14 protein-coding genes are annotated in these 14,609 nt (G+C 59.8%); all 14 read right to left on the reverse strand.

The annotated features are described in order from the left end of the window. Nucleotides 1-56 precede the first annotated feature (56 nt). A complete protein-coding gene (locus tag RBR25_RS03135) occupies nucleotides 57-974 on the reverse strand; it encodes an RluA family pseudouridine synthase (protein ID WP_432818070.1) in 918 nt (305 codons plus the stop codon). Beyond that, nucleotides 971-2,266, reverse strand: a complete 1,296-nt coding sequence (mtaB, locus tag RBR25_RS03140) for a tRNA (N(6)-L-threonylcarbamoyladenosine(37)-C(2))-methylthiotransferase MtaB (RefSeq protein ID WP_432818071.1) — start codon at nucleotides 2,264-2,266, stop codon at nucleotides 971-973. Before mtaB ends, RBR25_RS03135 begins: the two co-directional genes overlap by 4 nt. Next, entirely contained in the window at nucleotides 2,263-3,348 is a 1,086-nt protein-coding gene (mnmA, locus tag RBR25_RS03145; RefSeq protein ID WP_432818072.1) for a tRNA 2-thiouridine(34) synthase MnmA, read from the reverse strand. The genes mtaB and mnmA overlap by 4 nt, the downstream gene beginning before the upstream one ends. A gap of 123 nt (nucleotides 3,349-3,471) precedes the next feature. Further along, on the reverse strand, nucleotides 3,472-4,116 hold the full coding sequence (locus RBR25_RS03150; RefSeq protein ID WP_432818073.1) for a phosphatidylserine decarboxylase family protein: 645 nt from the start codon (nucleotides 4,114-4,116) through the stop codon (nucleotides 3,472-3,474). Nucleotides 4,117-4,187: 71 nt separating this feature from the next. Further along, the gene (ilvC, locus tag RBR25_RS03155; RefSeq protein ID WP_432818074.1) at nucleotides 4,188-5,207 is read right to left on the reverse strand and encodes a ketol-acid reductoisomerase; all 1,020 of its coding nucleotides are present in this window, start codon (nucleotides 5,205-5,207) and stop codon (nucleotides 4,188-4,190) included. Between the two features lie 140 nt (nucleotides 5,208-5,347). Beyond that, on the reverse strand, nucleotides 5,348-5,842 hold the full coding sequence (gene ilvN / locus RBR25_RS03160; protein WP_432818075.1) for an acetolactate synthase small subunit: 495 nt from the start codon (nucleotides 5,840-5,842) through the stop codon (nucleotides 5,348-5,350). Between the two features lie 39 nt (nucleotides 5,843-5,881). Beyond that, on the reverse strand, nucleotides 5,882-7,579 hold the full coding sequence (gene ilvB, locus RBR25_RS03165) for a biosynthetic-type acetolactate synthase large subunit (protein ID WP_432818076.1): 1,698 nt from the start codon (nucleotides 7,577-7,579) through the stop codon (nucleotides 5,882-5,884). A gap of 74 nt (nucleotides 7,580-7,653) precedes the next feature. Then, on the reverse strand, nucleotides 7,654-9,324 hold the full coding sequence (gene ilvD / locus RBR25_RS03170) for a dihydroxy-acid dehydratase (protein ID WP_432818077.1): 1,671 nt from the start codon (nucleotides 9,322-9,324) through the stop codon (nucleotides 7,654-7,656). A gap of 170 nt (nucleotides 9,325-9,494) precedes the next feature. Next, complete coding sequence (locus RBR25_RS03175; protein WP_432818078.1) at nucleotides 9,495-9,725, reverse strand: DUF465 domain-containing protein; 231 nt, start codon at nucleotides 9,723-9,725, stop codon at nucleotides 9,495-9,497. Nucleotides 9,726-9,840: 115 nt separating this feature from the next. Then, entirely contained in the window at nucleotides 9,841-10,545 is a 705-nt protein-coding gene (tsaB, locus tag RBR25_RS03180; protein ID WP_432818079.1) for a tRNA (adenosine(37)-N6)-threonylcarbamoyltransferase complex dimerization subunit type 1 TsaB, read from the reverse strand. Further along, nucleotides 10,542-11,873, reverse strand: a complete 1,332-nt coding sequence (gene rseP, locus RBR25_RS03185) for an RIP metalloprotease RseP (RefSeq protein ID WP_432818080.1) — start codon at nucleotides 11,871-11,873, stop codon at nucleotides 10,542-10,544. The genes tsaB and rseP overlap by 4 nt, the downstream gene beginning before the upstream one ends. A 15-nt stretch (nucleotides 11,874-11,888) precedes the next feature. Next, nucleotides 11,889-13,046: a 1-deoxy-D-xylulose-5-phosphate reductoisomerase gene (locus tag RBR25_RS03190; protein WP_432818081.1), complete on the reverse strand. Its 1,158-nt coding sequence runs from the start codon at nucleotides 13,044-13,046 to the stop codon at nucleotides 11,889-11,891. Then, entirely contained in the window at nucleotides 13,043-13,888 is an 846-nt protein-coding gene (locus RBR25_RS03195) for a phosphatidate cytidylyltransferase (protein WP_432818082.1), read from the reverse strand. Before RBR25_RS03195 ends, RBR25_RS03190 begins: the two co-directional genes overlap by 4 nt. After that, on the reverse strand, nucleotides 13,848-14,600 hold the full coding sequence (locus tag RBR25_RS03200; RefSeq protein ID WP_432818083.1) for an isoprenyl transferase: 753 nt from the start codon (nucleotides 14,598-14,600) through the stop codon (nucleotides 13,848-13,850). The genes RBR25_RS03195 and RBR25_RS03200 overlap by 41 nt, the downstream gene beginning before the upstream one ends. Between the last annotated feature and the right edge of the window lie 9 nt (nucleotides 14,601-14,609).

The raw sequence follows: 14,609 nt of genomic DNA on the forward strand, positions 1-14,609 counted from the left end.
TATTTTCCCCGTAAATGGGGTGTGGAAGGCTAGAGAGGTGCTCAGGAGTTGGGAATTCATAGAGCTGGAGCCGGCACCAAGATCGGCCGGAAGCAGAGAAAGTCATCGGGAACGGGAGCGTGGATGGTCAGGATCCGACGACTGCTGGGAGAGAAAAAAACAAGGCATGACGCATGCAGAAGATAGCGCCGAAGATGAAAGAAAGCGCCCTTTATCTGTAAACGCTCCGGTCCTCCGTAAAGCCCATCCCCCAAGAGTGGGTGACCCAGTCCGGCGAGATGGACACGAACCTGATGGGTCCGCCCAGTCTTCGGTCGGGCCTCAACCAGAGCGAAATCCGCCCCGCGGGCAAGGGTCCGGAAATGGGTCTCGGCCTTTTGGCCGCCGCTGGTGACGGCGATGGTTCGGCCCCGCACCCCGGCCTTGAGATAGTTGCGCACGGAGAAAACCTCCGGAGGGATGCCCGCGACCAGCGCCAGATAGGTCTTTTCAATCTGGTGCTCGGCGAACTGACGGGCCAGGGCGCGATTGGCTTCGGCATTCAAGGCGAAAAGGAGCACGCCGGTGGTGTCCCGGTCGAGACGGTGGAGAAGGATCGGATCCCCCCCTTCCTCTTCGGCTAGTTTTTCCCGCACCAGATCGAGCGCATTGACCCGGCCGGCGACGGTGGGATGGGAAGGGAGTCCGGACGGTTTGTTGATGGCGAGCAGACCCTCCTGTCGATAAAGAATAGTCAGGTCGGGCTTCGTCTCCGCAACGCTCTCCCCCTCAAAAGTGAGCAAAATCCGTTCATCACCGCGTATCGGGTAATTGGCGCGATGCTGCACCCGGCCGTCGACGAAGACGCGACCGCCGTCCAGAGCCCGCTTGATCGCCTTACGCGAAACCTCCCGAAGGCGTCCAGCCAGAAAGAGATCGAGGCGACATCCATTATCCGTGCCCTCGGCGAACAATTCCACCCGTCTTTTACTCATTCGGGCGTCCCGTGCAAGAACCCGTCCCGCCACGCCTCAACGGCAACGGAGAGGCGCCGGCCGGCAAGGTGCCTGGAACCGGGGAAAAGGACATTCAAGTAGTTGCGGCTCAGACCCCGGCATTCCCCCCTACCCCCTCCTTTTTCGACCACCACCTCCAGGGTGCGCCCGATAAAACGCTGGGCGAACTCCCGGTGCTTTCTGTTCCCCAGTTCCCGCAACCGCGCCGCCTGCTCCTTGACGATTGCGCCGTGTACCTGTCCGGCCATGGTCACCGCCGGGGTACCGGGACGGCGGCTGAAGGGGAAGACGTGGAGATGGGATACCGGCAGATCCTCGACCAAATGCAGGGTGTTGGCGAAGGCCTTTGCGCTCTCGCCGGGAAAACCGGTAATCAGATCGAGACCGATGGCCGCATCAGGAAGGAGGCGGTAAATCCTTGTCACCAAGTCGCTAAAGAAGTGGGTATCGTAATGGCGATTCATCCGTCGCAGCACGGCATCGTCCCCCGCTTGCAGGGGAATGTGGAAATGGGGGCAAAGGGTCGGGGAGTCGGCCATCCGTTCGATGAGAGCATCGGGGATTTCCGTCGGTTCCAGCGAACCCAGGCGCAGGCGCGCAAGGTCGGTTTCCTCTTCGATCCGCCGTACCAACTCCAGCAGGGTGGTGACAGGGGTGAGATCATGGCCGTAGCCGCCGATGTGGATGCCGGTCAGTACCACCTCGGCGTAGCCCCGCGCCGTCAGCGTCCGAATCTGCGCGATCACCTCGTCCGGCCGAACCGAGCGGCTGCGTCCCCGGGCATAGGGAATAATGCAGTAAGAGCAGAAGGCGTTGCAGCCGTTCTGGATCTGCACAAAGGCGCGACTGCGTTCAGCGAAAGCGGTCAGAGGCAAGAGAACCGCTTCGGTCTCGGCGGTAATATCGGAGACGGCAACGCGCGTCTGTGCCTCCCCCTCTTCAAGGTAGTCAAGAAAGTTCTTCTTTTCGGTATTACCCAGAACCAGCGCAACGCCGGGGATGGCGCTCAGGGCCTCGGGATCGACCTGAGCATAACAGCCCGTCACCACCACCCGGCAGGCAGGATTGAGGCGCCGGGCCTTGCGGATGAGGTTGCGCGACTGGGCATCGGTAGCGGCGGTCACCGTACAGGTGTTGACGATGACCAAAGAGGCGCCGGCAGCGAATGGAACAACGGAGAACCCCGCCGCTTTCAGGCGTTCCTCCATGGCCGCCGATTCGAACTGGTTGGTCTTGCAGCCGAGGGTGGCAAGAGCGACGGTCCGTTTCACGCGATCCATCCCCCCCCCACAACCCGATCGCCATCGTAGAAAACCGCCGCCTGGCCAGGGGTTACCCCCTGCTGGGGTTGATCGAAAACGACTTTTGCGCTGCAGGCATCAACGGGCGCCACCGTCGCCGGCACTTCGCGATGGCGATAACGGATGCGGCAGGCGACGCGTATCTCACCTAGCGGCGGCGCTGGGTTCCAGTGGACCTCACTGAGGCGCATTTCGCGCACCGCCAGATGCTCCTTTTCCCCAACCAACACCCGTTTGTTCGCGGCGTCAATCCCAACCACGTAGAGAGGTTCGGACCAGGCCAGTCCTAGACCTTTGCGCTGACCGATGGTGTAACGGTAGGTTCCCCGGTGGCGGCCGAGAACCTGGCCCGAAACATGGACGATCTCGCCATCCATCCGTCCAGCGCCGCATTCCTCCTCCAGAAAACGCACGTAGTCGCCGTCGGGAACAAAACAGATATCCTGACTTTCCGCCTTTTCCGCCACCCGCAACTTGAATCGGGCGGCATGGGAGCGCACCTCATCCTTGCTCAAATTGCCGAGAGGAAAGATTATCCGCGCCATCTGGTCCTGAGTCAAAGTAAAGAGAAAATAGCTCTGATCCTTGGCCGGATCGAGCCCCTTGCGCAACACAAAGCCCTGTGATTCCCGCTCGATACGGGCGTAATGGCCAGTAGCGAGCAGATCCGCTTCCAACTCCCGAGCCCGGCGCAAAAGGAGCTCGAACTTGAGCGACTGGTTGCAGAGCACGCAGGGATTGGGGGTACGGCCCGAGAAGTAGTCATCGCAAAAGCGGTCAATGACCCGGCGCTGGAATTCCTCTTCAAAATTCACCACAGAAAAAGGGATGCCAAGGCCTTCCGCGACCCGTCGGGCATCGTAAACATCGTCATGGGAACAGCAGTTGCCGCAGCCCTCGCCGTTCTTCCCGGCAAAGGAAGAAGCGTTCCAGATGCGCATGGTCATGCCGATCACCTCATGCCCCTGTTCCTTGAGCAGGGCGGCCGTAACGCTGGAATCCACGCCGCCGCTCATGGCGACGACAATGCGTTTTTTGGCTTCACGCATCAATGCGCCTCCCGCGATGCAAAGAAGAAAAGAAAAAAGCCGTCTTAACGAAAAAGGAAAAGTCATAGCAGCCACACCCGGCGAGCATGGCGGCTTTGACTTTTTGGGAAAACGAAGGGGGGAAAACTAGCGCAGGTAGCCGATGATCGTCTCGCCGGCAACGGTACGCTCGCCAAGACGCACGATCACTTCCGCATCGGCCGGGAAATAGACGTCGACCCGGGAACCGAAGCGGATCAGACCGTAACGTTCCCCCTTGTTCAGCAGGTCGCCAACTTTGGGATAGGTGACGATGCGCCGCGCGATGAGACCGGCGATCTGCACGAAGAGCAGGCGCTTGCCGTTGGCCGCTTCGAGGATGATTCCCCCTTGTTCGTTATCCAGGCTGGCCTTGTCCAGGGAAGCGTTGAGAAACTGTCCCTTGTTGTAGAACATGTCGACGATCTTGCCGGAAAAAGGCACCCGGTTGACGTGGACATTGAAGATCGACATAAAGATGCTGACCTTGACCGCCTCCCCGTGGAAACAGCGCTCATCATTGACCTTGCCGACGAAGACGATCTTGCCGTCGGCTGGGGCGACCACCGCCTCGGCGTCGCCCGGCACGACCCGTTCGGGGTTGCGGAAGAAATAGACACTGAAAAGCGTCAGGCAGAGCGCCAGGAAGGTCAAAAAGGCCCAGCCGAGCAGAGCCAGAACCAGGGTTACGAAAGCGAAAAGGCCGATAAAGGGATAACCCTCCACGGCCACCGGCTGATTGTGATTTTTCATGTAGGTTGTATCTCCTAAAAAACCCGGCGGGCGATCCGTTCCGCCCACCGGGTCATGCGCGTCAAACTCGCTTAGTTGCGCTCTTTGTCCACCATCTTGTTCTTGCCGATCCAGCTCATCATGCCGCGCAGACGCTCGCCTACTTCCTCGATCTGATGGGCGGCACCCCGACGACGCAGAGCGTTGAGCACCGGCTTGTTAGCCCGGTTTTCCAGCATCCACTCACGGGCGAATTCGCCGTTCTGGATCTCTTCCAGAATCTTTTTCATCGACGCTTTGGTTTCGCTCGTGACGATGCGGGGACCGCGAGTGAAATCGCCGTACTCGGCGGTGTTGGAAATGGAATAGCGCATGTTGGCGATGCCGCCTTCATACATCAGGTCGACGATCAGCTTGAGCTCGTGCAGACACTCGAAATAGGCCATTTCCGGAGCATAGCCGGCTTCTACCAGGGTCTCGAAACCGGCCTGGACCAAGGCGGTAGCGCCGCCGCAGAGAACCGCCTGCTCACCGAAGAGGTCGGTCTCGGTCTCTTCTTTGAAGGTGGTCTCGATGATCCCGGCGCGGCCGCCGCCGATGCCGCTGGCGTAAGCCATGGCCACGTCCTTGGTGTTGGCCGAGGGATCCTGCTCCACCGCGATCAGACAGGGAACGCCGCCGCCCAGCTGGTATTCATGGCGCACGGTATGGCCGGGACCCTTGGGGGCCACCATGAAAACATTGATGTCCTTGCCGGGGACAATCTGGCCGTAGTGGATATTGAAGCCGTGGCCGAAGCCGATGTAGCTGCCCGGCTTGAGGAAGGGGCCGATTTGCTCGCGATAGATGTCGCCCTGCAGCTCATCCGGCAGCAGAATCATGATGACGTCGGAGGCTTTGACCGCCTCCTGGGTCATCATGACGGTGAAACCGGCCTTTTCGGCCTTGACCCAGTTCGCACCGCCCTTGGGAGCTTCGGCGATAATGACTTCGATGCCGCTCTCCTTCAGGTTGTTCGCATGGGCATGACCCTGGCTACCGTAGCCGATGATGGCGATCTTCTTGCCCTTGAGTACACCCAGATTGGCATCCTTGTCGTAATAAACCTTCATTGTTCTCTTTCCTCCTCATGGCGGGGCCTTTCAGACCCCGGAAAATTTGACCTATACTTATAACATAGCGCCAGGACGTCGCGCCATGATTTTTCCAGGAATGCTTGGGTTGCGTCGCTTCGTTCCTGCCGTACCTGTGCTCAGCTGTTGCGCCAGACCTTGGGGCCGCGGCCGAGAACCACCGGTCCGCTGCGTACCAGTTCCTTGATCCCCATGGGGCGCAGCAGTTCGACGACCGCGTCAATCTTCGACGGCGACCCGGTGACTTCGATGGTATAGGAGCGGGGGGTGACATCGACGACCTTGGCGCGGAAAATATCGACTATGCGCAATACCTCGGCCCGGGTACCTTCCTCGGCGGTCACCTTAATCATCCCCATCTCCCGTTCGATGAAATCCTGACCGGTGAAATCGATGATCTTGATGGTGTCGATCAGTTTGTTCAGCTGTTTGGTGATCTGCTCCAGCACCTGATCGTCGCCCGTGGTGACGATGGTCATGCGCGAAATGGTGGGATCAAGGGCCGGCGCCACGGAGAGGCTCTCGATATTGAAGCCCCGTCCGGAAAAGAGACCGGCAACCCGGCTCAGAACCCCGAACTCATTCTCCACGAGCACGGAAATGGTGTGTTTCATGGCAAAAAACTCTCCTCAAAAAAGGCTGTCGGGTCCGGCTCAGGAAGCCAGCACCATTTCGTTAAGACCGGCGCCGGCCGGCACCATCGGCATGACGTTCTCCTCGCGACTGATCTTGAACTCCATGATCACCGGTCCCGGGGTGTCGAGCGCCTTGCGAATAACCTCTTCGACTTCCTCGGGCTTGGTCGCCTGAAGACCCGTGGCACCATAGGCCTCGGCCAATTTGACGAAGTCGATGGGCAGTTCCATGCAGGTCTGGCTGTAGCGATTATGGAAGAAGAGGTGCTGCCACTGGCGAACCATTCCGAGGAAATTGTTATTGAGGATGACGATCTTCACCGGTAGACGATACTGCACCAAGGTCGCCAGTTCCTGGGAATTCATCTGGAAAGAACCGTCGCCGGAGATATCGATGACTTGCCGGTCGCAGAAGGCTGCCTGTGCGCCCAGAGCCGAAGGCAGACCGTAGCCCATGGTGCCGAGACCGCCGGAAGAGAGGAAGGTGCGCGGCTGGGTAAAATCGAAAAACTGCGCGGTCCACATCTGGTGCTGACCGACTTCGGTGGTGATGATGGCGTCATCCCGGGTCAGTTCACGCAGTTTCTCGATGACGTACTGGGGCTTGATAACCGTCTTCGAGTGCTTGTAGCTCATAGGGTGCTGTTTTTTCCAGGCATCAATCTCCTGCCGCCAGCCTTCGGTGGTATCCACCAAGGCGGAGATATCCTCCTTGTGTTCACCCAGCTTGCCGAGGAGCTTCTTGAGAACATCCTTGAGGTCACCGACAATCGGCAGATCGACCCGCACGTTTTTCTTGATCGAAGTCGGATCGATGTCGATGTGAATGATCTTGGCATGGGGAGCAAAAGTAGCGATCTTGCCCGTGACCCGGTCGTCGAAACGGGCGCCGATGGCTACCAGCAGATCGGAGTTGGTCACCGCCATGTTGGCATAGTAGGTGCCGTGCATGCCGAGCATCCCCAGGGAGAGGGGGTGCTTCTTGGGGAAGGAAGCCATCGCCATCAGCGTGGTAGTAACCGGCGCCTGGATCAGCTCAGCCAACTGCATGAGCTCTTTCGACGTATTGGAGAGGGTGACGCCGCCGCCCACATACAATACCGGCTTGCGGGCCGCCATGATCATCTTGACGGCATTGTCGATCTGCCGCGCGTTGCCGCTGTACGTCGGTTTGTAGCCGCGCAGTTCTACCGTCTCCGGATATTCGAACTCGGTCGTGGCGATCTGCACGTCCTTGGGCAGGTCGACCAGAACTGGGCCGGGGCGACCGGTCCGGGCGATGTAGAAGGCCTGTTTGATGATCCGGGCGAGATCCTTGACGTTCTTGACCAGGTAGTTGTGTTTGGTGATCGGCCGGGTAATGCCGATCAGGTCCGCTTCCTGGAAGGCATCATTGCCGATCAGGGGCGTCGGCACCTGTCCGGTGATGATGACCATGGGGATGGAATCCATGTAGGCGGTGGCGATGCCGGTGATGGTGTTGGTGGCGCCGGGGCCGCTGGTGGCGATGGCCACCCCGACCTTGCCGGTGGCCCGGGCGTAGCCGTCGGCGGCATGGACCGCGGCCTGTTCATGACGGGTCAGGATGTGCTTGATCGGGAAGTCCATCAAATCATCATAGATATTGATGACTGTTCCCCCGGGGTAGCCGAAGATGGTTTCCACCCCTTCCAGGCGCAGGCACTCGAGTAAAATTTGCGAACCGGTCTTTTTCACGAAAAGATCTCCTCCAGGGTTTTAAAAAGACTATCGGAAACGGCCCGCCGCTTCCCCGACGGCGGGCCGTTGACTCAATCAGCTTTACAGATGGCGCCGGTATTGGCCGAGGTCACCACGGCGGCGTAGCGGGCCAGCCAGCCGGTCTTGATCTTCGGTTCGGGACGGATCCAGCGAGCGCGGCGCTCGGCCAGCGCGGCATCGCTGACTTTCAGGGTAAGCGCGCGGTTGGGAATGTCCAGTTCGATGGCATCGCCATCCTCGATCAGGGCGATGGGACCGCCCACCGCCGCCTCGGGAGAAACGTGGCCTATACAGGGACCGCGGGTACCGCCGGAAAACCGGCCGTCGGTGATCAGGGCGACACTGTCCCCCAGCCCCAGGCCCATGAGGGTCGCCGTTGGCGCCAGCATCTCGCGCATGCCGGGCCCCCCCTTGGGCCCCTCGTAACGGATGACAACGACGTCGCCAGCGACCACCTTTCCGCCCATAAGCGCGGCCATCGCCGCCTCTTCCGAATCAAAACAGCGCGCCTTGCCGGTGAAACGCATCATCTTTTCGGAAACCCCGGACTGTTTGACGACGGCGCCGTCGGGAGCGAGATTGCCGGAGAGGACGGCGATGCCACCCTCGGGGCGGATCGGAGAGCTGACCGGATGCACCACCTCTTCATCAACATCGGCGACACTGGCGATAATCTTCTGGGTTGAGATGCCGGTCAGGGTCGGATTGTCCTGAATCAGATCGCGCAGCTGATAAAGGACTGCGGCCACGCCGCCGGCGGCATCGAGATCCTCCATGAAATGCTTGCCGCCGGGGTTCATGGAAGCCAGTTGCGGTGTGGTGCGGCCGAGGCGGTCGAACTCTTCGAGAGGCAGCTCAACCCCAGCCTCGCGAGCGATGGAGAGCAGATGCAAGACAGTGTTCGTTGAGCCACCCAAGGCCAGGTCGACGCGGATGGCGTTTTCAAAAGCGGCCTTGGTCAGAATCTGACGGGGAGTGATGTTGTCCCGAACCAGTTCCATGATCCGTTCACCGGAAGCAAAAGCGATGCGTTTTTTCAGGGAGGAGACCGCCAGGGCGGTGCCGCAGCGCAACAGACTCATCCCCATGGTCTCGGTGAGGATGGCCATGGTGTTGGCGGTGAAGAGCCCCTGGCAGGAACCGGCGGTGGGGCAGGCATTCTCCTCGCACAACATCAGTTCCTTTTCGTCGATGACCCCGGCTTTGTAGCGTGCCATCGCCTCAAACGTATCGGTGACGAAGGAGAAACGCCGCCCCTGACGGCCGGCTCCGGTCATCATCGGTCCGGCGGTGACGACGATACAGGGAATATCAAGACGGGCGGCGGCCATGAGCATGCCGGGGGTGATCTTGTCGCAGTTGGTGAGAAGTACCAGACCATCGAGGCGATGGGCCTCGGCCACCGACTCGATCATGTCGGCGATCAGTTCCCGGGTAGGCAGGGAGTAGTGCATTCCCTTGTGGCCCATAGCAATGCCGTCACAGACCCCGGGGATGCCGAAGAGGAAGGAGTGGCCGCCGCCGGTGTGAACCCCTTTTTCGATGAAACGCTCCAGTTCACGCATGCCGGTATGCCCGGGAATCAGATCGCTAAAGGAGGTGGCGACGCCGATGAAGGGGCGGTTCATGGAACTGTCGGGAACACCGGTCCCTTTGAGTAGCGCCCGGTGCGGAGTGCGTTCGAAACCCTTGGTGGTAGCGTCACTGCGTTTGGCTGTCATAAAGAAAAATCCTTCCAACACTATATATGGGAAAAACAAAGTTACGGAGCCGCCAATCCACAGTATAGCCCCGACAAAAAATATTCGAAATGGATAAACACCTCATGATACAGGAAAGGGTTCGAGCCAGAGACTCGAACCCTTTTCCGGACATAAGCGCGAAAAAGCGTCTATTGGCGATGCTGGCTGATAATCTGCTCCATCTCGTCCTTACCGGCCAGTTTCAGTTTTTGCACCTTTTTTCTTTCCAACTCTTCATCGGGGGTCAAATAAGCTTTCTGGTCCAGCTTTTCCAGTTCCTTTTCAAGCAGCTGATGTTCCTCGTAAAGAAGCCTGAAACGAGGATGGCTGTCGAAAAGTAGCTGGACCACATCCTGATGCGCCTGACCTTTTTCCTCCATGGGACACCTCCCGAGCAAGGGTTGATATAGGGCGAAAACGCAATTTTAAAATAACCAATGAATTTTTCATTGTCAACAATCTATCCACCGCAAATCGCTTCGCCGGTGCCCGCTGTCAACACCCCGTCAATCCGCTCACGGCAAGTTCCGCCTCGGAGGGTCGGATATAGGTGGGAACCAACACTTCAAGCGGAAGATGCTCCCCCTGCCGTAACGCTTCCAAGGCCAGGACCAGAGCATTGGAGGCCCGACAGACATGAGTCGGCCAGGGGGCGAAACGGGCCCCGGCCCCAAACTGCCCGTCAATGACAGCGCGATAACGCCGGGCGCCGTCGCCGACAAAGAGCACATCGCCGGAAAGCCGCGCCAACCACCTTTCCGGCGACTGCACACAGGGGGAAAGAAGGGTTTTGAAAGCGGCCTCCCGCCACTCGTAAAGAGCCGCGTAGACCTCGCCTTTGCGGGCATCGAGCAGGGTGCAGACCGGCAGCGCAGCGAAGGGAAGGCGCCAGGCCAAAGCGGCCAAGGAGGAAATACCGACGACCGGTTTGCCGGTCGCCAAAGCCAATCCCTTGACCGTCGCCACCCCGACCCGCAGTCCGGTGAAGGAACCGGGGCCGAGAACCACGCCGAAGCCGTCCATTTCTCCGAGGGTCAGCCCTACCCCTTTGAGCAGAACATCGATCGTTCCGAGAAGATGATCGGTATGATTGGCGGGCCCGGTAAGGAGAATCTCGCCGAGCAAAGTCTCACCGCAACTGACGGCCACGCTTCCGGTCAGGGTTGCGGTATCGACCAAGAGCAAGCGCTCGGCCATCATTGCCCTCCAAGGAAGATGCGCATGATGTCGTTGTAGAACGCCAGGATCATCAGGGAAAGCAGCAGCACCAGGCCGACCTGCTGCATGACCTCGCGGGCGCGCAGAGAAAGAGGACGACGAAAAACGAATTCGTAGAAATTGAAGAAGAGATGACCGCCGTCGAGAATCGGAATCGGCAGCAGGTTGAGAATCCCCAACTGGATGCTGAGAAAAGCCAGCACCGTCAGAATACTGGAAAGATCGGTCTGGGCCGCCTGCCCGGCGATCTGCACCACGGTAATAGGACCGCCGATACTCTTGGTGGAGACATGGCCGGTAAACATTTTCTGAATGAAGACCAAAGTCAGTTCAATCAACTCTACCGTCCGTTTCGCCCCCGCTTTGATGGACTCCAGCGGCCCGAAACGCTTGAAGACACTCTCCTGGAACGGGCTGATGCCGACCAGGAACGCTTCGCCGTTGGCCTCATCCCGTTCCGGCTTGATCAACAAACTGAGGGTCTGATCGCCTCGTTGCAGCTCAAAGGTCTGCGCCTCGCCGCTCCCCCGTTGCACCGCGCCGCGAAGATCGTACCAAGAACGGACCGGAATGCCGTCGATAGCCAGGATCCGGTCGCCGACCTCCATCCCCGCCGCCAGCGCCGGCATCCCCGGAGCCAGGCCCCCAACCACCGCCTCCTGGGGAGGAAGCAGGCCCAGGAATTGCAGTCCTTCCAGGGCACTCTCCTCAGGGGAGAGCCGCAACGTTACCGCCCCCCCCTCGCGACGGACAGAAAATTCCAGCGCGGAACCGGCATTGGCAATCAGTAGTGGTCCGGTATCGGTCCAGTCTTTCACCGCCTCGCCGTTGATCGTCTCGATACAGTCGCCGGCGGTGAAACCGGCGCGCGACCCGGGGCTGTCGGCCACCACGTAACCGATACAGGGGGGTTCATCAAGAAAAGCCGGCAGATTGACCCCAACCATATACGCTACGGGCAGCACGATAAAAGGGAGGATCAGGTTCATCAGCGGCCCGGCGGCAACAATGGCGGTTCGCCGCGACACCGGCTTGCGGGCGAAGGAACGGGCTTCATCCTCGGGGGTTAACGGTTCTTCTTCCCCCCCCTCTCCACTCCCTTCTCCAAGCATCTGCACATAGCCGCCAAGAGGAATGGCGCAGATCAGGTATTCGGTCTCCCCCCACTGTCTGGAAAGGAGCTTGGGTCCGAAGCCCAGGGAGAATTTGAGTACTTTGACGCCGCAGAACTTGGCCACGGCGAAATGACCAAGTTCGTGGATAAAGACAAGGATGCCGAGCATGATGATGCCGGCGACGATGGTAATCATGAATGCAGCCTCCGTTTAAACGGATGGATGGATCAGTTTCCGCGCCTCGTCCCGCGCCCAGCGGTCGGCCCGCAACACCTCGTCGATGTGAGTCAGAGGCAGAACACGATGATTGGCAAGAGTCGCGCGAATGATCTCGGGGATAGCCAGGAAGGGGATCTCCCCGGCGAGAAAGGCTTCGACGGCCACCTCATTGGCGGCATTGAGCACGGCAGGCGCGCTCCCGCCGTCACGCAAGGCTTCGTAAGCCAGATCCAAACAGGCAAAACGCCGGGTGTCGGGCGGCTCGAAGGAGAGAGAACCGAGGCGGCAGAGGTCGAGGGGGGGAAGGTTCAGGGGGAGACGCTCCGGATAGGAGAGCGCGTAGGCGATAGGCGTTTTCATATCGGGAATGCCGAGCTGGGCGATCACCGAGCCATCCTGATATTCGACCATGGAGTGCACCACGCTCTGCGGATGGATGTGCACGGAAATTTGCTCGCCGGGCAGATCAAAAAGCCAACTCGCCTCGATCACCTCCAGCCCCTTATTCATCATCGTCGCCGAATCGATGGAAATCTTGCGCCCCATGCTCCAGTTGGGATGGGCCAGGGCCTCGGCCGGAGTGACCCGCTGCAGATCCGCCAGGGAACGGTTGCGAAAGGGACCGCCCGAGGCGGTGAGAATCAGGCGGCGCACGTCGCCGCGCCGGTGACCAACGAGCGACTGGAAAATCGCCGAGTGCTCGCTGTCGACGGGGAAGAGTCGTACCCCTTTGCGCGCCACGGCCGCCATCACCAGAGAACCGGCGGTGACCAGGGTTTCCTTGTTGGCCAGGGCGATATCCTTGCCCGCCTCGATGGCGGCCAAGGTCGGGATCAGCCCGGCAGCGCCGACGATGGCCGACAGAACCATCTCCGCCTCTTCGTGGCAGGCGCAGGCGATCAACCCTTCAATCCCGGAAACGATCGGCGGCGCCGAAGACCCGAGCATGGCCTTCAGTGTTTCGGCATCGGCAGGATGAAGCACCGCCACCAGACTCGGCCGGAAACGGCGGATCTGCTCTTGCAACAGTTCGAGGTTGCGCCCGGCGGTCATGGCGACCACCCGGAAACGATCGGGATGTTCGGCAACGATTTCGAGGGTATTGACGCCGATGGAACCGGTGGACCCGAGAATACTCAGATGCTTCATGACAAAGCCGCCCCCGTTCCAAACCAGAGCGCGTAGTAGTAAGCCGGTGCAAAGGCGAAAATCAGACTGTCCAAGCGGTCGAGAAGACCCCCATGCCCCGGCAGAAGAGTGCCGGAATCCTTGACGCCGAAACTGCGCTTGATCATCGATTCGAAGAGGTCGCCGATCTGCCCACACACCCCCAAGAGAAGGCCGAGGAGCAAGGTATCGAAGATCCCCAGGGAAGCAAAGAACCAGAATTTGAAGAGCAGCGCACCGGCGACCCCTCCGATCACCCCGCCGATGGCGCCTTCCACGCTCTTGTTGGGGCTGATCGCCGGGTAGAGCTTGCGCCTGCCCAGGCTCACTCCGGTGAAATAAGCTGCCGAATCGGAAGACATGATGATGAAGAGAACCAGGAAGACCCAGTACTTGCCGTCGGGCAACTCATGCAGCAGCGCGAGATGCCCAAAAAGCAGGGGCAAATAGAGAAACCCGAGCAAAATCAGGCCGAGCCGGTGGATAACCGACGTCAGATCGCAAAAACGAAAGAGGAGAAAGGTAGCAAAAAAGAGGGTGCCCATGGTCAACGCCGGAACCACTGTCGCCGGCTCGAGGACGAACGCCAAAGTCAGAAGAACGCCGCAGGCAACGGCAAGATGGCGATTTCGCCGCGGTTCGTCGGGCAGGGCCATGCGGTAGAATTCGGCCAGAGCGAGACCGGTCACCGCAACGACGAGCAGGTCGAAGAGAAAAAGGGGCGCATAAGCGACAAACAGAATCAGCAGCGGTAAACCGATCAACGCGGTATAGATACGTTGTTTAATGACTGTTCTCCTCGAAAGGGCCGTCCCCTTCGGCAATCTGTGCCGAGGTCAACCCGAAGCGACGCTGGCGGCGGGCAAAGACGGCGAGGGCCTCATGCAGCTTTTGTCGGCTGAAATCGGGCCAGAGCTCCTCAGTGTAATAAAGTTCGGCATAGGCCAATTGCCAAAGCAGAAAATTGCTGATGCGCATCTCGCCACTGGTGCGAATGAGCAGATCGGGATCGGGCATACCGGCCGTATCGAGAGCACCGGCCACCCGCGCCTCGTCAATCTCCTCCGGCGCGAGGCGGCCGGCCGCCACCTCCCGGGCCAGGGAACGCATCGCTCGGATCAGTTCGTTGCGCGAACCGTAGGAAAGGGCCAGAGTCAGCACCATACTGGTATTGCCCGCAGTCCGTTCCATGGTCTCGCGCAGCACCCGCACGACCTCGGCGGGCAGGCGCTCGATCTCACCGATCACCCGGAAGCGGATGGAGCGAGCGCAGAGATCGTCAAGTTCCGAAGCCAGGTAACGGATCAACAACCCCATCAGGGCGTTCACTTCGTCTTCGGGACGCCCCCAGTTTTCCGAACTGAAAGCGTAAAGGGTCAGATAGCGGACGCCGAGGGTCCGGCACTCCGAAACCACCTCCCGCACCGCCTCCACGCCACGATGATGCCCTGCGATACGCGGCAGATGCCGCCGTTCTGCCCAGCGGCCGTTGCCATCCATGATAATGGCCAAATGTTCAGGTATGCGTATGCGCATAAACGGTCA

Origin of the sequence: Trichloromonas sp. (assembly GCF_034006665.1) — a bacterium.
Lineage (GTDB): Bacteria > Desulfobacterota > Desulfuromonadia > Desulfuromonadales > Trichloromonadaceae > Trichloromonas.

Excerpts from the sequence above, each read along its gene's own strand:
- RBR25_RS03135 (WP_432818070.1), bottom strand. The coding sequence starts at position 974 with ATGAGTAAAAGACGGGTGGAATTGTTCGCCGAGGGCACGGATAATGGA.
- RBR25_RS03150 (WP_432818073.1), bottom strand. The coding sequence starts at position 4,116 with ATGAAAAATCACAATCAGCCGGTGGCCGTGGAGGGTTATCCCTTTATC.
- ilvC (WP_432818074.1), bottom strand. The coding sequence starts at position 5,207 with ATGAAGGTTTATTACGACAAGGATGCCAATCTGGGTGTACTCAAGGGC.
- ilvN (WP_432818075.1), bottom strand. The coding sequence starts at position 5,842 with ATGAAACACACCATTTCCGTGCTCGTGGAGAATGAGTTCGGGGTTCTG.
- ilvD (WP_432818077.1), bottom strand. The coding sequence starts at position 9,324 with ATGACAGCCAAACGCAGTGACGCTACCACCAAGGGTTTCGAACGCACT.
- RBR25_RS03175 (WP_432818078.1), bottom strand. The coding sequence starts at position 9,725 with ATGGAGGAAAAAGGTCAGGCGCATCAGGATGTGGTCCAGCTACTTTTC.
- tsaB (WP_432818079.1), bottom strand. The coding sequence starts at position 10,545 with ATGATGGCCGAGCGCTTGCTCTTGGTCGATACCGCAACCCTGACCGGA.
- rseP (WP_432818080.1), bottom strand. The coding sequence starts at position 11,873 with ATGATTACCATCGTCGCCGGCATCATCATGCTCGGCATCCTTGTCTTT.
- RBR25_RS03190 (WP_432818081.1), bottom strand. The coding sequence starts at position 13,046 with ATGAAGCATCTGAGTATTCTCGGGTCCACCGGTTCCATCGGCGTCAAT.
- RBR25_RS03200 (WP_432818083.1), bottom strand. The coding sequence starts at position 14,600 with ATGCGCATACGCATACCTGAACATTTGGCCATTATCATGGATGGCAAC.